Here is a 21,779-nt window from a genome sequence, read left to right on the forward strand (position 1 = left end):
AAAAGATTACGGCTGCGGGCAAGAGTTGACTGTATGATGCTAGGTGCTTCGCCTCGAAAGCGGTCGAGAACACTGTGACCGCCGCTTTCTCGTTGCAGCCGTTAAACTCTTTCTCTTCAAACATGACTCTAAAACTGCGATGGCTGTTGCCGGCCGCCCTTAGTCTTTTCTCGATCGCCCTGCCCGCAAAAGCTGATACACTAACATCTTGGCACTTCGATGCCCGCGAAAACCAACTCAATTTAACCACAGATTCAGGAGTTCAGCCGGAAGTTAAACTCATTGCTAATCCCACCCGCTTAGTAATTGATTTGCCGGGAATAGTCTTGGAGTATCCCGAAAGTCCTCAAAGCTACAACTCAGCTATTCAACAAATTAGAGTCGGGCAGTTTGACACGGAAACTACCAGGTTAGTGATACAATTAACTCCCGGTTATAAGTTAGACCCGCAAAAAGTCCGAGTCATTAGAGAATCTGCTACGCGCTGGTCATTTCAGTTGCCGAATCCAGAGCAAATAGCGGGGAACGAGTCTTTTATACCCACAGCTATTACCCGCATAGAACAAGCAGCAGGTCAAATTACGCCCACTCTTTCTTCCGAAAATCTGAGAAACTATTCCGCTGATTTGGGGATGTCAACAGGCTTGGAAATGACAGCCATCAAGCCTCAAATCGAAAGTGCGATCGAACAGTATAGATCCCTCAGCGCGGGAATGTTTTTTCTGGATTTAGATACAGGAAACTATTTGGATATCAAGGGCGATCGAGTATTTCCGGCAGCGAGTACCATCAAATTACCTATTCTGATAGCCTTTTATCAAGATGTAGACGCAGGCAAAGTTAGCCTCGACGAAACATTAGTTATGAAGTCCGACTTAGTTGCCAGCGGTTCTGGAACTATGCAAGACGAACCAGATGGCACTCGGTTTAGCATCAGAGAAACCGTAGATAAAATGATTACCATCAGCGACAATACAGCCACCAACATGATTATTGAACGTTTGGGGGGAATTGCTAAACTCAACGAGCGTTTTCGCAGTTGGGGATTAACTGATACTAGAATTCGCAATTGGTTGGGAGATTTTCAAGGAACAAATACCACAAGTTCTGTGGATATGGTAAAGTTGCTGGCGATGCTGTCTGGCGATAAATTAGTCTCTGAATCCAGTCGCGAACAAGCTTTAGAATTACTGCGGCACACAACAACTAGAACGCTGTTGCCTTCCGGTTTGGGCCCCGGCGCAGTTATTGCTGACAAAACCGGAGATATCGGGTTTGTAGTTGGCGATGCGGGAATTATTGATATGCCCAACGGTAAGCGTTATTTAGCGGCAATTTTTGTCAAACGTCCCTACAATGACCCGATTGTGAGAGATTTTGTCCGTCGAATTTCGCGCATTGTTTACAATTATTTAGACCAACCTGCGGCGAGAGTACCGGATAATTTGCGTTGATCAGACAATGGGGCGATTGAAATCGCTACTAAACAAACAAAGTCCGCCTTCGCGGACTTGAAGAGAAGATTTTTAATTACTAATCACTATTAGACTTCTTGCAAAAATAATTAGGACGGGCAAGATGCCCATCCCACAAGAGTTATTTTTTCTTGTGGGATGGGCATCTTGCCCGTCCCATCAATTGAGGGAAAGGATTTTTGCAAGAGCTCTATTCTTTGCGCTCGATGGTTACAGTCAAATGAGCCGCAACTGCCCCAACTGTAGCAAGTACAGCAGCAATTGGAAAAGCTACTGAGCCGGCAACGCCGCCTACTAATCCCGCCATCAGCGGAATGTCTGCCAAAGTCCGCCCTTGCGAGTTTTTGATGACGAGGCGGCGGAGTTTTCCTTGCTGAATTAGTTCTTTGACTTTACCAATTAGGCTGTCGCCGCTAATCTTAAATTCTTCGACTCTGACTTTTTCCTCTGTGGCAAATTCTGAGGCGAATACATGAGTTTCAACTGTTGGGTTGGCTGAATTTCCAGTCGCTGCTGTTTCGTCTTGTAGAATTGTTACTTGTTGTTCTTTTTGTAAGTTCATTTTGTGTAGGGGCGGGTGAAAACCAGCCGTTTAATTTCTATACTCTTATCTTCGGCGATCGCACTTGGGAATGACAGGCAAGGAAACCCTACAATCTGCATTCGTACTTTCCACCCCTGCCTTTTTACTCAAAAGATTATTTTTGGCGTTAGATCAGGGCGGGTTTATCTCTTCCTAAAGGTAGAGAAGATATTGTTTAAACAACCCGTCTCTAGATACAAGTAAGGTGCGTATTGCCAGCCGTGTCAAGGTGGCTGCTGTCTGTTGAATCTTTAAGTTAGACACCAATCGGCGATCGCTGGCACTTACCCACAAAGCCCACCATTTTGCTTGCCTAATCACCATACTCCCATCAAGTATCTAAGTGCTAGCTATATCTACTCGTAGCGTACCTTCTTAGATTTAATCACCTCAATTACATCATCGTGCTTTTGCCCCTCAATAATATCCTTGAGATGAATTTGCCCATTAATGTATTGAACGTGGATACGCCAGCCTGAGACTTTATCGATATCAGCACGATAAATTGCCTGCTTCAAACCCTTTACTTTGTGCAGTCTCGTCTTTGGAAATTTTCTCGTTCTGTGACATTCGTTGTCTTCAAGTTCTGCCAAAGCTTCAAGAAAACAAATCTTTAGCTCATCATCGGGCAAAATCTTCATAGCTTCGTAAATAATGCCATATTCATCGCAGAGCGTAATAGTTTGTGCCATAAATAAGCTTACGAGATTTAGGCAGTTTCTAGATTTTGGTGAAGCATATCTTGATATAAAGACTCTGCTACACTCTGATATGCTTTATCTAGGTCATCGTGTTTGACTACTCGAAAAAGAGTAAAGATAACTTGCCCAAAAATTGGATCTTCGTCAACTGCCCAAATCACCCTTAGTGTTCGAGAAATGCGTAAAGTGTATAGTGAAGATTCGTAGCCATTAAGATTTGTCCGTAAGCGAAGGCGGCGCAGCTTACGATAAAAGTTAGCTTTTTGAGTTGAAAAGAGGCTGGCGCAATCGTTGATTTTTTGAATTGCTGCTGCTTTTTCATCTTCACTCAACTTAGTAAGATCGTTTTCAAAGCCCTTTGTTGACTCAATTAGAATATCCACGTTACGAACCGCCAGTCTGATTAAGTCTATTATACTGCTTTTCTAAGGGATGGTTAGCCCGATTTCCAAAGTTCAGATTCATATTGCTCTCGGTCAAACTTAAATGGCCCCAGACTATATTGCCAATCACGATGAAACTGACCAAAATCTGCCCACTCAACAGTAGATTCATTAAGTGCGATCCGAACCTGCATAAACCAGCACTGAATCACCCCACAAGTGCAACCTAAAACAATCGCTTTGCCAGCCTGTGGATCGTTGGATTGCAACTCAAATCCACAATCCCAAGGCTCGTCGAGCAAGTTTCGTGAGGGAAGCAGAATCATAGAAGGTGGTAAGTACAAGTAATCTCCGGGTGGAAAATCTGATTCATCAATAGTCTCTCCTGCCGATCGCCGCTCCTGAATCTCTGCTCTAACAAGTGGTTCTTCAACTTGGCGCACTAATTCTACTAGCGGTTGATGGTTGATATGAATCTCAGCTACATCAAGTTTATTGCCTAATGTCCAAGGCAAAGATATTCGATTAATTCGTACTTCAAAGCGATCGTAAGTTTGCATTTCAAACAATAGCTTGCTATAACATGGATGGTGTCGATACCTGCATCACGTAATAATGCTGCAGCAGAAAGTGGTAATCCATGGTCAAGCAACAGCTTCATAGTGATTAGGTAGCTCAATGATGCGATCGTCAAGGTAAGAAGATACAAAAATTAGAGCTTGTCGGATATCTTCATCCTCTAGTTCTGGAAAATCTTGATGTAGTTCTTCTCGAACGGGATAAGTTGCTAGCAGCTCAATCACCCGACGAACAGTAAGCCGAAGATCGCGAATACATGGTTGCCCGTTCATCCGCTTTGGATTGCTTGTAATACGATCTATTTTCATTTTTGCCCTCGAAACCTCAAGATTAGTTCTGACGAAACCATATCAAGTTTCCCAGTTAAGTGGAGTTGGTCTCTCTATTTTAGTCGTTCTGTAGATCCCGTCTACGCGCACAAAATCGTCAGCGTTGGCACTTTCAGCTTTGATAATTTCCCCCCAAGGGATGTATTCATAATCAGGCAACCACGCATCTTGTCTTCGCAGGAGAAAATCCAGAAAAAGTCTCGGATCTCTTAAACTATCTTCAGTTACTTTGAGTGTGTATTCTTCAGTGCGAAATTTGTAACCAACATGAGTACCACTGGTAATATAAATATCCCATTTCTTGGGGTTCCAACCGTCGGCTATGGGCGTACCCCGCGCTTCCATTTCCTCTGCATATTCCGGTAACTCTTGGGGTAAAATCTCAAAAACCTCTTCGGTGTAATCTACTCCCCACTCGAACTCTTCAATACATTTACCATTCTCAAATAGCTGATACGCAGAACAACCTGATGTATCTTCATTCTGTAAATAAATGCATCGAGTTTTCAATGACTCAGACACCTGAGAAACCTTGCTCTCTACACACACATTGATTGGAAAAACTATACTCCACGGATGTCCTTGATACTGATATATAAATGACATCCAGCAATCACTAGGATGATACTGCTTACCCCATACGTTTAGCTCTAAATTGCCACCAAATACTTTGGAAATCACCGGACTGCTTAATTCAATGGGAGCTTTGACTAAAAGAATGCCAACCTTATTTGCTTCCAGTTCTATAAACTGAAAACCGCGCCTTTTTGATAGTGCTACTTCTGATATCATAGAAAAACAAAGGGTCTAGTGTGAAAAAAAATTGGAACCTTCACTTTTTTAGTCGAGATTGTTTCTATAATTGTGTGACAGATGCGTTACAATATATGATATAACCTAAAATACTGCAATTCGCTCACCGATGTCAAAAGTTAGATAGATAATTTTATATACTCATGACTATTTTTACTCTGCGATCGATCAAAAAAGACTTCGGCATCAAGGAACTCTTGACAGATGCCAGCTTCAGCCTCGATGAAGGCGATAAAGTCGGACTCATCGGCACCAACGGTTCCGGGAAATCAACCCTGCTGAAAATGATTGCGGGTATGGAGTCGATCGACTCTGGCGATCGCTGGGTCAATCCAGGGTCTACAATTGTCTATCTCCCCCAACAGCCGGATTTAGACGAAAATCACACTGTCTTAGAGCAAGTATTTGCTGACAGTGGCGAACAAATGGCTTTGGTGCGCGAATACGAGGAAATTTCCGATCAATTGTCCCACGGCAAAGGCGATACAGACAAGTTGATGGCGCGTCTGTCTGCGGTGTCTGAACGCATTGATGAGGTGGATGCGTGGGACTTGGAAACGAAGGCGAAATTGATTTTGACCAAGTTGGGGATTGAGGATTTTGATGCGAAAATTGCCGACTTATCGGGCGGCTACCGCAAGCGAATTGCCTTAGCAACAGCCTTGTTGTCGGAACCCGATGTGTTGCTGATGGATGAACCGACAAACCACTTGGATGCGCTGTCTGTGGAGTGGTTGCAGAACTATTTGAACGGCTATCGCGGTGCTTTGCTGCTGATTACCCACGATCGCTATTTTCTCGATCGCGTTACCAATCGCATCCTAGAGATCGATCGCGGCGACCTTTACAATTATGCTGGCAATTACGCTTATTACTTGGAGAAAAAAGCCTTAGCTGAAGAATCGGCCGCCAGCAGTGTTCGCAAACACGCGGGTGTATTGCGGCGCGAATTGGAATGGCTCAAACGCGGGCCGAAGGCGCGCAGTACCAAGCAAAAAGCTCGGATCGATCGCATTAAAGATATGCGAGCCCAGGAGTTCAAAACAGCCAACGGCAAAGTCGAAATTGCGACAGCGGGCCGCCGAATTGGTAAGAAGGTGATTGAGTTACTGAATATCTGTAAAGCTTACGGCGATCGCACTTTAATTAAAGATTTTACCTACAATTTCACACCCGAAGACCGGATTGGAATTATTGGCTGCAACGGTGCGGGAAAATCGACGCTGATGGATATCATCACCGGACGCATTCAGCCGGATTCGGGTACTGTCGAAATTGGGACAACCATTCATATCGGTTATTTTGACCAGCATTCAGAGGATTTGACGCCGAACGAAGACCAGCGAGTTATTGAATACTTGAAAAGTGTCGCGGAATTGGTGCAAACGGCGGATGGGGAAATCATTACCGCTTCTCAAATGTTGGAAAAGTTTCTGTTTCCACCGAACCAACAGTATGCACCGATTAACAAACTTTCTGGCGGGGAAAAGCGCCGGTTATTTCTGTTGAAAGTGCTGATGAGTGCGCCAAACGTGCTGATTTTGGACGAACCGACAAACGACCTGGACGTGCAGACTTTGGCGGTTTTGGAGGATTATCTCGAAGATTTTAACGGCTGCGTGATTGTGGTGTCCCACGATCGCTATTTTCTCGATCGCACGATCGACATGGTTTTCGCCTTGGAACCGGGCGGCAATTTGCGCTTGTATCCCGGCAATTATTCGGTGTATTTAGACTACAAGAAAGCGGAAGAAGCCAAAGAAATCAAAGGGCAAAAAGAAAAAGAAAAACTTACACGAACCGCTGAATCTAATAATTCAAATACCCAAACTTTCACTCAAAAATCTACCAAAGTTTCCTTTAATGAGAAGCGGGAATACGAACAATTAGAAAGTCAAATTCCGCAGATGGAAGCTGAGAAACAAGAGATTGAAAAGAGGTTGTCTAACAATGCTCCCAGCGGGTTTGCCGAGGTGAAGAAGTTATCGGATCGTTTGGCTCAGTTGACGCAGCAGATCGATCGGGCGACTGAGCGCTGGTTGGAATTGGCCGAACGGGTGGGTTAATTTGGGGTTGCTGAAATTGGAAATATTTTAAGAGATGTTTTCGATCGCTTCACAAATTTAATCAGAAACGAGAAAGAGCTTGGGAAGTATATCGATCTGAAAAGAAGATACACAGCACCCCAGGGCTGTTGACAAAAAATTGTGTGGGTGATATATAAAAGTTACCCAAAAACCGGGTTGTGTGACGAAAAAACTGCATTTGAGCTTTTAACTAGGAGTAAAAAACCAGGTTTATTTGGTATTTCTGCGTAACTCCTAGTATAAATAATCAATGCAGTAGTGTTACAAAAATTACCGCCAACAATCAACAACCCAATCCAGCATCAGGAATTTTCGTCAGTAATTTTGAGCAGAGTACATCTAACTTAAACCATCCTGGATGTAGAAATCCCGTTAATTCCGGTAATTGCTTGATTGCAGTTCAATCGCCATAGCTAACAATCCGGTTTCTCCGCCGATTCTGCTCAGCGACTGTAAAAAAAAATCATCTTAGTCCCAGGAATACGATCAGATGAACAACAATCGATTGAAAGCTCACACAATCTCAGCTCTGGTGAGCTTAGCATTAACTATTGCCCTTTTTACCTATTCCCCAGTCGCAGCTCAAAATACTCCCACCAATTCCCCCGCACCCGCATCAAGGCCAACCACCGCAGCCACAGCCCCGACAGCACCGCCCCTAGAAACTCCCAAAGCTGCCCTCAAAACTCCTCCCAACGCTGACAAGCCAACAGAAGTTGCTGTCGGTTTCTACCTCACCAACCTCGGTCGCATTAATCAATCAGATGAGACTTTTGATATCAGCGGTTATTTGTCCGCAACTTGGCAAGACCGGCGTCTAGCATTTGACCCGAAAGCAGTTGGCGATCGGGAAATGCGTTACAGTCCCGAAAAAATATGGGAACCAGCTTTAACGATTGTCAATTCTCAATCAGCAGCCAAAAAAAGCGCGGTGGAATTAACCGCACAGCCGGACGGTACGGTCAATTATTTAGAACTTATTAACGCCACTGTATCCTCTGACTTAGATTTGAGAAAGTTTCCCTTTGATTCGCAAACAGCTAAGGTTGTTTTGGAATCTTTGTCTTCTGATGAGCAACGTATAGTTTTTAAAACAGATTCCAAGTTGACTGGATACAGTACAGATTCTTTCCTTTCTTTATCCGAATGGCAAATTCTCGGATTCAACAGTACAGTCAATACCAACAAATTTGAACTAGAAAATAAGAGCTATTCGCGGTACACTTTTGAACTCAAACTCAAGCGAAATTACCAATTCTACATCTTTAAAGTCTTTGTTCCCCTACTGCTAATTACGCTGCTTTCTTGGGCGACTTTTTGGATCGATGCTAACGCAGCTTTTTCCACTCAAATGAGTGTAGGGATGACCAGTACCCTCACGGCAATTACTTTTAACTTCACTGTTGCTAATGCTTTGCCTAGATTATCTTACTTGACTCTGCTAGACACCTACATATTTACCTGTTATATCTTTTTCTTTTTGTCGATCATGGCTAATGTCACCGTACATTTCTTGCTCAACAATCACAAAAATCCTGATTTCACCTCTGGGATGATGCGAAAGTTTCGCTGGATGTTCCCCTTAGCTTTTATGCTCTTTCAAGGGATAGTCATGACCCTATTTTTGGGATCATGAAACTGAAATGGGGAGTTGGGATTAAAATTCTTTTCCAAAATCCAATGATGTACGATCGTCAATATTAACAATAATGTCGCTCGCACGTTGGATGGCAACATTCATCGCGATCGGGCAATCCAAGTTGACGCCAAGTTGATTAAATCGAGCAGGTGCGTCAAAGTTGGGTGCATTATGTCCTTTCCAGTCGCTGACACATGGCACCAGAAGGTCTTGACAAAAAACTTTTTTTGTGGTGTAAGTTAGTCTAAATCTCCCATGAAAAACCAGTAAGACACTCAGGTACAAAGACCAAAAGCGCCGTGATGGCAGAATAACAAAGAAGTTTGTCAAAGACTAAACATTTGGTGAGCGGTGAGGTACAATTCACCTATTAAGGGGAATTGGTAAATTTTAAGATTATCCTGTAGAAGTCAAAAGCTAACAGTCTCAGGGTTGTCGAGCAGCGCGAATCAGAGAAAACTATGCCTCAAAAAGTAATCGCCGAACAGATGTCTTTGGAATCAGCGTCAGAGCCGATCGCCGTGAGGGCGACGGTGGAAACAGTGCCAGCCGAAGCAGTGGCAGTAGAGTCCTACGCCGATCGGTTGATGGACGAACTGTTTGAAGGAGTCGATCGAGCATTCGACGGTAGCGGCGGACTGCCATCCGAGCCCGTGCAGCCTGAATTCGTGGCCCTCAAGTCGATCTCGGTACCTCAAATAGTTTTGTCGCAGTTGGCACCCCAGCCACAGCCAGCCGAAAAAGACGTAGAAGCGATCGCCCGCCAAGTCGCCCTAGAAACAGCCAAAAAACAGCAGTCCAAACAATCATTCGACAGAATGCTGCTGGGAGCAGCATTTGGGTCGCTGCTGCTAGTCATGGGGTTATGGCTGGCAAGCAGGTCGGGACTCGTGCGCTTGCCCGCGGCCCCCGCACCAGAGACGCCCGTAGCAAGTGGCAAAACAGCACCAGACACCCAATTTGTCGAATACGTGCAGCGCTCGCTAGAAGCGATCGAACAAAAAAAAGCACCCCAAGCTAACCCCCAACTTGCAGGAGTTCCCGGAGCCCCCACCCCAGGAACGCTGCCGAGCATTCAAATTTCCGGCGCGCCGCCGGCAACCGCAGGTCTTTCGACCGCAGTCAACCGAATTGCTGATGCCCTAGAACAAGCCGGCGCGCAGCCAGGAGCACCTGCACCCCAAATAGTAGTCATCCCTCCCCCCGCTCAGGTGACAGTGGCTCCGCCTGCTCCGGTAGCTGCTGCTCCGGCTGCTCCTCAAACCGCGGCAGTTTCGCCCTCGCCGGCTGCTCCAGCCTCCGGTCGTGCGATCGCCGCTGGGGGCACTCGAGAGCCCGTCGCCGCTTCCCCTTCCTCCTCGGAGTCTCCCCAGCCAAAGATTTTGGCTCGCGAAACCGAACCGGCACCAGCGCCCCCAGCCCAGCAATCCGCGCCCGCGCCCGATCGATCGGCACCGGCCGTCAGCAGCGCCCCGACTTCGGCGCACACGTTGGTAGGGATTTTGGAGTTGGGCGATCGATCGGCTGCTTTGTTTGAAGTAGACGGCGTAGCCCGCAGAATTTATGTCGGCGAAAGCATCGGCGCTAGCGGTTGGACGCTGGCAGAAATCAAAAATCAAGAAGCAGTGATTCGCAAGGGAGGAGATGTGCGATCGGTTTTTGTCGGGCAGAAATTTTAATTGGTCAGTTGTTAGTTGTTAATTGTCAGTTGTCAGTTGTTAGTAGCTAATAAATTAATCACTGGGGAATCTCAACTGCCCAAAACTAACAACTGACAACAAATAACAAATAACAAATAACTAATAACCAATAACATAGGACTAATAACAAATGGGCTTATTTGACGATTTCAGCCGATTTCTAGAAACCAGATTAGAAGAATTTTTACGCAGCAATCCCCATCTGGAATTGCAGGCAATAGAAGAACAACTGAAGGAACAAGAAGAAGACACTCTGCGGCTGATTCTCGATATCCAAAAACAAGAGAAAAAACTGCAAGCCGAAATTCTCTCCGCCGCCCAGGAAATTCAGCGTTGGAACGATCGCATCAACAAAGCTAAAGCTGCTCAAAGGCTTGATTTAGCTCAAGCAGCCCAAGAGCGGCAAGCAGCTTTGCTGCGTCAGGGGAATCAGCGCTGGGGTCAAATGCAAGGCTGCAAAGAACGGATTGAAAAAGCAAAAGAACTGTACCGTCAAATTCAAGTACGGCGAAAAGAAGTCCGAGCAAAAGCGGCAGAAGCTGCAACTCGAACTACCACTAAAACAGAGCAGAATTGGGATACAAAGGGTTGGAATCAGAGTTCAAATTATAATGTTTTTAATGCGGCCGATCCTTTAGAGGAAAAGTTTCAACGCTGGGAAGCAGACGAAGAACTCGATCGAATGAAGCGGAATATAGGCCGATAGTTACGAAAGCATTCCAATCCTTTAGGAATGGGTTCATCCCGGAACTCTGATTCCTGATGCAACTATTCGTCAACCCTCCAGACTCTCAGGTATGGCGATCGCTCAATCCGACTTGATATAATTACCATCCTAAAATTCTAGGGCCAATTAATCAATCATCCCTACAATATTTTCACCTAATTAATTGGCGTTGCATATTTATGCAATAAACAAAAGCTCTAATCAAGTAAAAAAATCCATGATTTGTCCCGGCTGTCAATCCACCAATCTGACGGGGTGACAACCCCCTCATGTGAAAAAGACGAATTATGAATCAACAAACAGTTTTTTAACTTAAATCGCTGTGGTTATTCACAACGGTTGCTCGGCTTGAAAAGGCGGCTCTTCTGGCAGCGGAATAAACTCTGTCTCTTGAGGAACCTGAGCAAACCGTCCCTCTCTCCAATCGAGTTTAGCTTGCTCAATGCGCGAGAGGCGACTCGAAACAAAATTCCACCACTTATGGCGCTCACCAACAGGTTCACCGCCAATCACAATACAACGAGCCTTGCCTGAAGCAGAAATGTTTACTTCAGTGCCGGAAGTGAGAACTGCCAACCGATGTTGTTCCAGAGGCACTCCATCGATCGCAAGCCCCTCTGTTACGCTGTAAACCGCCTGTTCGCTGTAATGGCCCGGTAAGGTAAATTCTCTTCCAGCAGTCAGTTGCACGTCCAGATAAATCATGGGTGAAAATATTTGAACTGGCGAAGTACGACCATAGGCATCACCGGCAATTAGGGTGAACGAAACTCCTGCATCCTCCCAAACAGGCAGTTCAGTTGCCGGATGATGCCGAAACCAGGGGTCGGTTTCTTCGTATTCATCGGGAAGTGCTATCCAGGTTTGAATGCCATGCAGGATGGCTTCTTTGCTGCGATCGTCATCCGGCGTGCGCTCAGAGTGGACAATGCCTCGCCCTGCCGTCATCCAGTTCACCGCACCGGGACGGATTTCTTGAACGCTGCCCACACTATCACGATGGAGCAAAACACCTTCAAACAGGTAGGTGACGGTTGCTAAGTTGATGTGCGGATGCGGCCTGACATCCACGCCCCGGCCGGGTGGAAACACCGCAGGGCCGAGATGGTCAAAAAAGATGAACGGGCCTACCAGTGCTAGAACGTCTGAGGGAAGCAAGCGGCGGGCTTGAAATCCACCCAAATCCTGAATGTGTGGCTCAATGAGATGCTGGATGGTATCCGTCATAATGTTTATGAAGTTGCGAACGCTAATCGTCTATCTCAAAACTGCATTATACAAAAAGCTATGCTTGTAAAGGATGATCGCAATATCAGTGACTGGTCTAAACTTTCCCAATCGAAAGCTCTTGTAGAGTGTCGAGTTCTCAACGAGCTTTCTGCTTACGAGACGATGGAGAGTTCATCACTGACTTGAATCCTACCTTTGACCAGGGAGCGAATCAGACGATCGAGTGAGCCACGTTCTTCTTCACTGATGGACTCATCGAGGATGGCGGCCATCATGCCGTAGCGGTCAGCTTTGGTAACGCGGCGAGTATCGGTGACAGTGGCAATTAATTCGTTGATAGCGCCGGGGAGAAGATTAACTTGAAACATGGGATTATTTTGAACTCGACACCTTAATCATCTCGTGGTTTCATCTAAGAGCAAGTGATGGTGCTAGTTTTTTTCCGTGATAATACTGAAAATATTGGGTGAACCAAGTCCGTGTTACCAGTGATCGAAGTCACAACATTGAAACCTATGCAGCGGTGGAACAATTACAACCCACCTTCGGCCCTTTGAGCAACTGTTGACTTGGAATTCCCTCAAAATTGACGCAAACCTCATGGCTTGGTCAAAAATACCTAAAGGTGACAGTAAAAGGGCGGAATGTGGGGAATCGCCCTTTTATCGAAAATCAAAATAAGTAGACAGACAAAAAATTAGTCCGCCTACTTAATCGCTAACTCCACATCACTCCCACTCGATCGTTCCCGGTGGCTTAGAAGTAATATCGTAAACCACCCGGTTCACCCCCTTAACCTCATTCACAATCCGGTTCGAGATCAGTTCCAACAAATCGTAAGGAACCCGCGCCCAATCAGCCGTCATCCCGTCTTCACTCTTAATAAATCGCAAGACGATCGGGTAAGCATAAGTGCGCTGATCGCCCATCACGCCTACACTGCGAATCGGCAGCAAAACTGCAAAAGCTTGCCAAAGTTCACCGTACAATCCGTGCCGGTTAATTTCTTGGCGAACAATGAAGTCAGCATCCCGCAAAATATTTAGTCTCTCGGAGGTAACTTCTCCTATAATCCGAATCGCCAATCCCGGGCCTGGGAAAGGTTGCCGGTTCACGATTTCTTCGGGAAGCCCGATCGACCGGCCGACTTTTCGCACCTCATCCTTAAACAGTTTTCGCAGCGGTTCAATCAGCTTAAATCGCAAATCTTTCGGCAAACCGCCGACGTTGTGGTGGCTTTTAATTTTAACAGCAACTCGCTCGCCGCTTTTCGGGTCTGCATTAGTGTCAGCCGACTCAATCACATCAGGATAAAGAGTACCTTGGGCGAGGTAGTCAAAGGGGCCCAGACGCTTCGATTCTTCTTCAAATACGTTGATAAATTCGTGACCGATCCGCTTGCGTTTTACTTCTGGATCGGTAATCCCTTCAAGTTGAGCTAAAAAGCGTTCGCGAGCATTAACATACTCAACATCAATGTGGAATTGCTCTTTAAATAATTTTACCAACCGTTCGGGTTCATACTTCCGCATAAACCCTTGATCGATAAACATACAGGTAAGTTGGTCGCCGATCGCCTTGTGCAGCAAGAAAGCCAAAGTAGAAGAATCTACACCACCTGATAGAGCCAGCAAAACTCGTTTATCTCCCACTTGCGCGCGAATTTCGCGAATCGATTCCTCCACAAAAGTAGCTGTCGTCCAAGTCGGTTCGCACTCGCAAATGTGGTAAACAAAATTGCGAATTAAAGCTATTCCCCCGATCGAGTGAACTACTTCTGGGTGAAACTGAACCCCGTACAAATTTTTCTCGTGGTTAGCAACAGCAGCAGACGGAGTATTGTCCGTGTGAGCGAGGATCTCAAAACCCGACGGCAACTCGGAACATGAGTCTCCGTGGCTCATCCACATCGTGCTGCCTTCTTCGACATTTGTTAGCAAATCCGTAGGATCGTCAATAAATAGCGATGCCTTGCCGTATTCGGCTAACTTAGCCCGCTCAACCGTGCCTCCGAGCTGCTTTACCATCAACTGCATCCCGTAGCACACTCCCAACACCGGTATTCCCAAATTCCAAATTTCTGGGTCGCAGTGGGGTGCTTTTTCATCGTATACAGAACTCGGCCCTCCTGAAAGAATAATTCCTTTAGGATTGATAGCTTTTAACTGTTCTGCAGTAGTGCGGTAAGAAATAACTTCTGAATATACTTGAGTTTCGCGAATTCGACGAGCAATCAGTTCGGAATATTGCGAACCGAAGTCGAGAATCACGATGATCTGGCGATCGATCTGCTGCATTAAAGAGTTTGTGAGAACGGATTCAGTTTCTATTTTAGTAGTCACGGTTATTGCGTAATTGCTAAGTGATAATTGGGCAGAAAGTAGCGGACGTATCTGTCGCGGTCTCAGTACAATTCTAAGGAAGGCGAGGAACCATTGGTCGCTAGGAATAAATCTTATTTATACTAGATTGCAGTCAGCGATGTTAGTCGATTAATCGGGTACAGGGCAAGCATAGATTGACTTCGAGCCTTACCCTAATTAATTGAATTCTTGCTTCAGAAATAACTTCCCGAAGCAACCTAGTATAATTAAGGTCTAGGGACTAAGAATTATTACTTGTTAAATATTATCCCTGACCGATGTTTTAAACAGAATTCAGGGATATTCACACTACATTAACAAATTTGGGTCAAAAATGTATCTCCTATGTCACTTTTAACAATAATTTTGCGATCGCGCCCGAACATCACCGAGCCCACGGGGATGTGCAAGTTAGTGTGAGTAAAAATGCAATCCGATGAGCGCAAGTCTATTTGTCGGGCGATGTCGCCGTAAATTCGATCGACCCAATTGCTGCCAGTTTGGGCGTCTAAAGCTCGCAGTTGCCCGAGAGCCTCTTCGGCTGTCGCTGCGGCAAAAATTGCGGAACACGTATCGGCAGGCATTCCAGCTTTAGCACAGTAAGCTGTGAGAATTTCCCTGCGCCCGTCAGCGAGGTGGTGGTGAGTGTGAAAAATTCCCGCCGCTAATTTCATCAGTTTCCCGTGATAGCCAAACAGCAAAATTGACTGCACCCCCTGATATCCTGCTTCTACCAGCAGCGGGCCAAGCCAGTTAGCGGTTTTGACTAGCCTCTCAGGATTGATGCCGAGTTGTCGCGCCAAATCCAAGCCGTTTTCGCCGATGCAGAAAACCAAACAGTCAAACAGTTCCGCTTTTTGTTGCAGTTGTTCGCGGTAAAGTTCCAACTGTCCGGGGGCACTCAGCGGTTGAGAAATGCCCGTTGTACCCAGCAGCGAAAGTCCTTCTACCACGCCGAAAGCTTCGTTAGAAGTGCGGGTGGCTAGTTGCCGCCCTGACGGCAGAATCAGGGTGACAGTAATTTTTTCTCCCCCTGCGAGTTCTCGACTCAGATTCGATCGCAACAGTCGCATTGCGTAATCATAGATCGCCGCCCCTCCACCGACTGTGTGACGCCCTATACCTTCACCGCCGAGAATCACAATCTGCTCTCCCTCTTCCCAATTTCCCAATTCCACCATTGCCCAAACGGGGGTATTGCGAGTCAGATCGAGATTTTCCCCCGGATCTGAGCGAGTCACGCCCAAAGCGGTACCAGTTTTGAGTACAGACGCCTGTTCGATCGGAATTTCTGCCGTTATTTGCGGTTCCAGTAAATTTACTGATACGCTCTCTAGAGAGTGAATACCCTCACGCAAGCACCGCAAAGCTGCAAGTGCCGCTGCACAGGCAAATACTGGCAATGTATACCCGGATAAAGGTTGAGTTTTTGTCACGATCAAATGCAGAAATCTGTAAATTTGCTGGCGATCGACATCACGCCTTAGCACTGATACCCCTCAAACATTTAAGTGTAATTCTAGGGTTTGCTATTATCATCAGTTAGCGTAATTTTTGTCAACTATAATTTTGTCCTGTGAGTTGCCTTGAAGCAAGCCACACTTTTGTTGAGGTGCGTTAGCGAAGCCCTCATAGAGGATCGCCAATAACCCACTCCGAAGCTTTACCGGCACCTGGGGGCGATTTTCACAAAAAACCCGGAATCTCGATCGCGAACCCTGGGACTGAACAAACGGATTCCAGGAATTAGGTACAAATCGTTAGCAGCTATACTCCGCAAGTCGATCGTCCTTCATTCTATAGATTTAGCTAGCCCTAAAGGTTTGAGAGCGGAATGGAGGATGTCGCGCTAAATTTGCTTTGGCCTTTGGGGAACTTGTTTGAGGCGGAATTTGAGCAATTTTTGGTATGCGAAATGCTGCGCTCGCTTCCTGGTTAAGCCCTACAACCTACTTTTTTACAATTAGCAGATTTATATCTCCCAAGCGGTTGATGTCCTAGCGATTGCAAGTCATTTATATTGATATGAATTACCCGGACGTGCCAGTCCTACTTTCGAGCTAGCCTCTTGAAGGTGGGGCTGGTTTTATCTAACCCTGTTACTTCAATTCTTCAATCTAAAATTTAAAATCTAAAATCTAAAATTGATTGACTATGGTTGAACCAGTTGCAGAGTTAAATGAACCTCTATCTCTTCAGACGGCAGAAATAGTAGACCCGAAAATATTTCAGCTCGTTCTCTCTCCAAAAATAACTCTCAAATTTTCCAAAAAAGACGTTCGATCGACCCTGAAAGCCTCAACTCTAGACGGCGTTTTTGCCACTATCTTCGAGTCGGCGACCACCGGCGTGCTGCTGAGCAATTTCTTGCTGCAACTCGGCGCGAGCAGCGTGGAAATAGGTATATTCTCGGCTATTCCTATGGTGGTAAATCTCTTGCAACCACTAGGAGCCTACATCGCAGACCGCACAACCAGCCGCCACTGGTACAACCTATTTGTATTCGGCGCGTCGCGGCTGCTGTGGCTGGTACTCGCGGTGGCAATTGTTTGGGGTTCCCAGCACGCAGATCTCCAGCAACTGCTGCAATGGACACTGGTAACAGTCGTAGCAGCTAGCGTGCTGGCAGCTTTTGCCAATTCTAGCTGGTTCAGTTGGATGGCTGCTGTGGTTCCTCAGCGCTTGCGGGGACGCTATTTTGGCTTTCGCAACAGTGCTGTCAGCCTCATTACTTTGCTGGGAGTGCCGTTGATGGGATTGGGAGTGTCAACTTGGGACGGCGGTCCAATTTTGGGCTACGGTATTGTTTTATTGGTGGGTGTTTGGGCGGGAATGATTAGTTTGGGGTGTCAATTCTTTATGGTTGATGTGAATCCCCAGGTATACAAAAAAGATGCACAGAGCGATCGACTTACACAGAAAAAAGAAAAGCAAATAACAGATTTTGTGCCTTCTGTGCTAAAAGATTCTAATTTTTTAATGTTTATTCTTTACTTCAGTGTGTGGACATTTGCTGTCAATCTCAGCGCGCCTTTTTTTAATATCTACCTGCTGAAAAATTTAAGCTTGGATGTGAGTTTGGTAACGATTTACACCAGCTTAAGTTCCGGCGCAAATCTACTGCTGCTGATGTTTTGGGGTAAGTTGGCCGATCGCTGGGGAAATCGCCCCCTGCTAATTGCGGTTGGGCTGGTGGTGGCCCTCACGCCTTTGCTGTGGTTGGGTACGGGCAATTACCCGTTTGCCCTATGGGTGTGGCTGCCGCTGCTGCACTTGTTGGGGGGAACGACTTTGGGGGCGATCGGGCTGTGTACTAACAATATTCAAATGGAGATAGCGTCGATCGAGCAACCCTCGACTTATTTTGCGATCGCCGCAGCGGTTTCGGGATTAGCTGGGGCTTTGGGAACTACCGCCGGCGGCTTTCTTGCCGAACTTCCGGGCATGAGTTTGGGGGCACTGTTTACCCTCTCGGCTGGTGTTCGCTTGATTGCCCTTCTGCCTTTGGTTTTGGTGCGAGAACCTCGTAGCCAGTCGCTGCGGTCGATCGTCCCCACTTTTGGACGTTTCAAATTTAACCGGGGCTAGGAAATTTTCCCACAAATTTACCGATCGAGAAACCAGAAAAGCCCACTGCAGAAAATCTGGGAGCGGCTGAAACAAATTTTAATCCAAAACATAGTCCAAAGCTGCTATTTGTTCGGCCAATAGGTCAGCATTATCTTGCAGCCAACTGACAAATCGATAAGATCTAGCTATTATAAAAACTGACAAGGCAGAGCGTAAATGTGTTTAAAGGTCTGTTAGCTATGGCGTTGGAGCGCTACTCCTGTTAGGAGAATCGAGCCTTTTCCCAGAACTAATGCTACTATTTCACGCTTTAAATTTTTTACATTTTAAGAGAATCGAGCCTTTTCCCAGAACTAAAGCTACTAATTCACTCTGTAAACATTTTAATTTAAGAAATATAAATAAATTTCACATTTTAATACAGCCAACTAGACTAGATGGTGTTTTGAGACTAATATCCTGAGAATCGAAATAGCTAAAGATTGCCCAGCCCGATAACAATTTGGTCGAGCAAGAAATTAGGAGGGCTCGCCTGACGCGACAGAAAAACGGGAAGTGGCAATTCTCTTGTAACCGATGACCAATGACAGGTCGCTATTAAATTTCAGATTCAAAGAGAGAATATAAAAATGACGAAACCAGGGAAACGTCTGATAGTTTGCTGTGATGGAACTTGGAACAAACTAGATACTCAGTGCCCAACTAATGTGGTTAGGCTTGCCCAGGCCGTGAAACGGACAGCCAGTGACGGGGTTCCGCAGATTGTGTTTTATGACGAGGGAATTGGAGTAGACAGTAACAAGATTGTGGGCGGAGTCACTGGGCTGGGAATCGATAAAAATATACAAGATGCCTATCGTTTTCTTTCTTTCAACTACGATCAGGGTGACGAAATCTATCTATTCGGGTTCAGTCGCGGTGCTTACACGGTCAGGAGTCTAGCGGGGATGATCTATTGCTCCGGTCTCCTATCCCGCCGTAACGTTACCATGGCATCACAAGCTTACGAGCTTTACCGTAAGCGAGAGATTTCACCAAAGCATTCGGAAGCAAAGAGTTTCCGCGAAAAATTCGGCAAAGATAAGGGCGATCGCGTCCCGATTACCTTGCTTGGTTGTTTCGACACCGTTGGAGCCCTTGGTATTCCTCTTGTACCCGGCTTGAAGAAGTTTGAGGGACAGATCAAAACAAGGTACAAATTCCACGACACCACTTTAAATAAGGATATTGAGAATGCGTTGCACGCCGTTGCGATCGACGAAATTCGCGAAATCTTTGATGTTACCCTGATGAAGAAAAATCCTGATGCCCCGAAGCAGAAGCTTCGTCAAGTTTGGTTTCCAGGCGAGCATGGCTGCATCGGCGGTGGTACGCCAGAATACCGCGGGTTATCCGATGCTGTCTTGAAGTGGATGTTGGATCAAATCAGTGACTTTGAATTGAAGCTGGAATTCGAGCCAGAGGCCATTGAGGATATCAAGCCTGATTATAAGGTTCCATTTCAAAACAATCCTGGGTTCTTCAAATTGGCAGGAATCAAGTGGCGTGAGGTGGGGGAGACCCTTGAGGATCTTCATGAAAGCGCGATCGAGCGATTGGAAAAACGCCAAGACTATCGGCCTAAGAATCTGCAAAAGATTCTCTCCAAATTAATGGAAAATCGAGAAAAATGATCAAACTTTATCAAACTCTCAGAACCGAACATCAGAAGATTTTGTAATCTACCTAATCTACCACAATCAAAAGGAAAAAAATCATGACAAGAGATACATCTAGAGATGGATTCAGCAACAAAGCTTTGGCATATACGTTGACTCATTTCAAACCAATTTGGGACTTAGTTCAAAGTTACGAGCCTCTGAAACGTAAACTAAACAAATTTTTTCTCAATAGCATCATTTACAAACTTCCGACTCGCCCACTTCCCTATAGCTTAATGGGATTAGATCCCAAAATTCCAGGGACAGATATTCCCAAGAAAACTGATACCTATATCTCTTGGGATTCACTTACAGACAAGACTTATACTGGGCGACATTTACCTCCCGATCCGGAATTTAACAAAGAAGGGAATTTACCACCACTGGACAAAGTAAAGACCTTATTCCAAAAAAGAGACGGAAAAACCATTTATTCGGAAAAATCGACTCTGCTCTTTCCCTATTGGGTGCAGTGGTTTACAGATAGTTTTCTCCGGATCGATCAGGAAAACCGCTTCAAAAATACCTCCAACCATCAGATTGATATGTGTAATGTTTACGGGTTGACCCGCAAACAAACAAATCTGCTCAGAGCTTTCAAAGACGGCAAATTTAAAACCCAAAAACTCAAGCGCAAAGATGGCGTAGAAGAAGAGTATCCACTCTTTTATTATGCCGATCCTGAGCAGGGTATTATCGATCCTCAATTTGAAGGTCTTCATGCACCCCTTAATGATGAGAAAAGACAACCCCCCGAAAAGAAAAGCAAGCTATTTGCAATGGGAGTTGAACGGGCCAACGTCCAAGTTGGCTATGTCATGCTCAACACTTTATGTATCAGGGAGCATAATCGAATTTGTGATGTTTTGTCCAAAAGCTATCCGGAATGGGACGATGAGAGGCTCTTCCAAACCGCGAGAAATATTCTCATGGTGATTGTTCTCAATATCATTATGGAAGAGTACATTTTCCACATTACGCCCTATAATTTTAGGTTCTTTGCCGATCCTGAAGCTTTTACCAAGGAAAGTTGGTATCGAGAAAATTGGATGGCGATTGAGTTTAGTTTTGTCTATCGCTGGCATAGTGCGATTCCGGAAACCTTTATCTATGACGGTAAAGAACAATCCATGTACGATTCCCTCTGGAATAATCAGATGTTAATCGATAAAGGGTTGGGTGCATTGATGGAAGAAACTTGTTCCCAACCAGGCACTAGAATTGGTTTGTTTAACACACCTGATTTTAAGATCGCAGGAACACCCTATACATTTATTGATGCTACCGAACTAGCATCTGTTAAACTCGGACGGCAGGCGCAGTTAGCCAGTTATAACGATTACCGCGAAATGTGTGGTTATCCCAGGGTGACTGATTTCAATCAAATTACGGGTGACGAATACGCTCAACAGAAATTAAAAGAGTTGTACGGTCATGTTGATAAGATTGAATTATTTGTGGGATTGTACGCTGAAGATGTCCGCAAAAATTCAGCAATTCCGCCTTTAGTAGCACGGATAATTGGCATTGATGCTTTCTCCCAAGCTTTAACTAATCCTTTGTTATCGCCTAAAGTCTTCAATAAGGAAACTTTTTCTGAGGTTGGTTGGGAAATTATCCAAAATACCAAAACAGTCTCTGATTTAGTGAATCGTAATGTTCCTCCAAGCGATCCCAAGTACAAAGTCTCCTTCGAGCTTTAAGTTGTAGCGGACAACTAAGACTCAAATTAGTTGGGGGCGCAAAGACACCTGCGCCCTCAAAAATGAGGAATAAAAAGGCGATCTTTTCGCAAGCGCTCGGCTACGGCAATTCGGAAGCAATTGCACCAGCAGTTATACTATTTAACAGATGCAACGGTTTGTGTAAAACCTTTTTTAGCGATTAACCGAAGGTTATT

At 45.5% G+C, this 21,779-nt stretch carries 20 protein-coding genes; 8 read left to right on the top strand and 12 right to left on the bottom strand.

Annotated elements, in window-relative coordinates; all coding sequences use genetic code 11:
• Positions 1–122: 122 nt before the first annotated feature.
• Positions 123–1,454 (top strand): serine hydrolase, encoded by a 1,332-nt coding sequence (locus QUA43_RS02145; protein WP_333370617.1) that lies wholly within the window; start codon positions 123–125, stop codon positions 1,452–1,454.
• A gap of 211 nt (positions 1,455–1,665) precedes the next feature.
• Here the strand turns inward: QUA43_RS02145 and QUA43_RS02150 are convergent, their stop codons facing one another.
• The 7 genes from QUA43_RS02150 to QUA43_RS02180 form a co-directional block, all read right to left on the bottom strand.
• Positions 1,666–2,037 carry a DUF4342 domain-containing protein gene (locus QUA43_RS02150; protein WP_333370619.1) on the bottom strand — a complete coding sequence of 124 codons (372 nt, stop codon included), beginning with the start codon at positions 2,035–2,037 and terminating at the stop codon, positions 1,666–1,668.
• A gap of 174 nt (positions 2,038–2,211) precedes the next feature.
• Positions 2,212–2,382 (bottom strand): hypothetical protein, encoded by a 171-nt coding sequence (locus QUA43_RS02155; RefSeq protein ID WP_333370621.1) that lies wholly within the window; start codon positions 2,380–2,382, stop codon positions 2,212–2,214.
• A gap of 32 nt (positions 2,383–2,414) precedes the next feature.
• Complete coding sequence (locus QUA43_RS02160) at positions 2,415–2,750, bottom strand: hypothetical protein (protein WP_333370623.1); 336 nt, start codon at positions 2,748–2,750, stop codon at positions 2,415–2,417.
• Positions 2,751–2,767: 17 nt separating this feature from the next.
• Entirely contained in the window at positions 2,768–3,142 is a 375-nt protein-coding gene (locus QUA43_RS02165; RefSeq protein ID WP_333370625.1) for a hypothetical protein, read from the bottom strand.
• Between the two features lie 53 nt (positions 3,143–3,195).
• Positions 3,196–3,702, bottom strand: a complete 507-nt coding sequence (locus QUA43_RS02170; protein WP_333370627.1) for a hypothetical protein — start codon at positions 3,700–3,702, stop codon at positions 3,196–3,198.
• Positions 3,703–3,786: 84 nt separating this feature from the next.
• The gene (locus QUA43_RS02175) at positions 3,787–4,029 is read right to left on the bottom strand and encodes a DUF433 domain-containing protein (RefSeq protein WP_333370629.1); all 243 of its coding nucleotides are present in this window, start codon (positions 4,027–4,029) and stop codon (positions 3,787–3,789) included.
• A gap of 42 nt (positions 4,030–4,071) precedes the next feature.
• Positions 4,072–4,842, bottom strand: coding sequence for a hypothetical protein (locus tag QUA43_RS02180; protein ID WP_333370631.1), 771 nt, complete (start codon positions 4,840–4,842; stop codon positions 4,072–4,074).
• A 164-nt stretch (positions 4,843–5,006) separates the two neighbouring features.
• Between QUA43_RS02180 and QUA43_RS02185 the strand changes: the two genes are divergently transcribed.
• Entirely contained in the window at positions 5,007–6,929 is a 1,923-nt protein-coding gene (locus QUA43_RS02185; protein ID WP_333370633.1) for an ABC-F family ATP-binding cassette domain-containing protein, read from the top strand.
• A gap of 511 nt (positions 6,930–7,440) precedes the next feature.
• Positions 7,441–8,586, top strand: coding sequence for a hypothetical protein (locus tag QUA43_RS02190; protein ID WP_333370635.1), 1,146 nt, complete (start codon positions 7,441–7,443; stop codon positions 8,584–8,586).
• A 21-nt stretch (positions 8,587–8,607) separates the two neighbouring features.
• On the opposite strand, the gene QUA43_RS02195 is transcribed toward QUA43_RS02190, so the two are convergent.
• On the bottom strand, positions 8,608–8,790 hold the full coding sequence (locus QUA43_RS02195; RefSeq protein WP_333370637.1) for a hypothetical protein: 183 nt from the start codon (positions 8,788–8,790) through the stop codon (positions 8,608–8,610).
• A gap of 260 nt (positions 8,791–9,050) precedes the next feature.
• Here QUA43_RS02195 and QUA43_RS02200 point away from each other — a divergent pair, with 260 nt between their 5' ends.
• The gene (locus tag QUA43_RS02200; RefSeq protein ID WP_333370639.1) at positions 9,051–10,268 is read left to right on the top strand and encodes a hypothetical protein; all 1,218 of its coding nucleotides are present in this window, start codon (positions 9,051–9,053) and stop codon (positions 10,266–10,268) included.
• A gap of 151 nt (positions 10,269–10,419) precedes the next feature.
• On the top strand, positions 10,420–10,995 hold the full coding sequence (locus tag QUA43_RS02205) for a TIGR04376 family protein (protein ID WP_333370641.1): 576 nt from the start codon (positions 10,420–10,422) through the stop codon (positions 10,993–10,995).
• Positions 10,996–11,346: 351 nt separating this feature from the next.
• Here QUA43_RS02205 and QUA43_RS02210 read toward each other — a convergent pair whose 3' ends face one another.
• From QUA43_RS02210 to cbiD, 4 genes are all read right to left on the bottom strand, one after another.
• Positions 11,347–12,243, bottom strand: a complete 897-nt coding sequence (locus tag QUA43_RS02210) for a pirin family protein (protein WP_333370643.1) — start codon at positions 12,241–12,243, stop codon at positions 11,347–11,349.
• Positions 12,244–12,398: 155 nt separating this feature from the next.
• Positions 12,399–12,614 carry a hypothetical protein gene (locus tag QUA43_RS02215; protein ID WP_333370645.1) on the bottom strand — a complete coding sequence of 72 codons (216 nt, stop codon included), beginning with the start codon at positions 12,612–12,614 and terminating at the stop codon, positions 12,399–12,401.
• 360 nt (positions 12,615–12,974) lie between these two features.
• Positions 12,975–14,588 (bottom strand): glutamine-hydrolyzing GMP synthase, encoded by a 1,614-nt coding sequence (gene guaA / locus QUA43_RS02220; protein ID WP_445301938.1) that lies wholly within the window; start codon positions 14,586–14,588, stop codon positions 12,975–12,977.
• A gap of 335 nt (positions 14,589–14,923) precedes the next feature.
• Positions 14,924–16,045: a cobalt-precorrin-5B (C(1))-methyltransferase CbiD gene (gene cbiD / locus QUA43_RS02225; RefSeq protein WP_333370693.1), complete on the bottom strand. Its 1,122-nt coding sequence runs from the start codon at positions 16,043–16,045 to the stop codon at positions 14,924–14,926.
• 718 nt (positions 16,046–16,763) lie between these two features.
• Between cbiD and QUA43_RS02230 the strand changes: the two genes are divergently transcribed.
• From QUA43_RS02230 to QUA43_RS02240, 3 genes are all read left to right on the top strand, one after another.
• Positions 16,764–18,197 (top strand): MFS transporter, encoded by a 1,434-nt coding sequence (locus tag QUA43_RS02230; protein ID WP_333370646.1) that lies wholly within the window; start codon positions 16,764–16,766, stop codon positions 18,195–18,197.
• Between the two features lie 611 nt (positions 18,198–18,808).
• Positions 18,809–19,852, top strand: coding sequence for a DUF2235 domain-containing protein (locus tag QUA43_RS02235; protein WP_333370648.1), 1,044 nt, complete (start codon positions 18,809–18,811; stop codon positions 19,850–19,852).
• An 83-nt stretch (positions 19,853–19,935) separates the two neighbouring features.
• Positions 19,936–21,582, top strand: a complete 1,647-nt coding sequence (locus QUA43_RS02240; RefSeq protein ID WP_333370650.1) for a peroxidase family protein — start codon at positions 19,936–19,938, stop codon at positions 21,580–21,582.
• Positions 21,583–21,779 lie beyond the last annotated feature (197 nt).

Source organism: Microcoleus sp. N9_B4 (assembly GCF_036701635.1).
In the GTDB taxonomy this organism is placed as follows: domain Bacteria; phylum Cyanobacteriota; class Cyanobacteriia; order Cyanobacteriales; family Microcoleaceae; genus Microcoleus.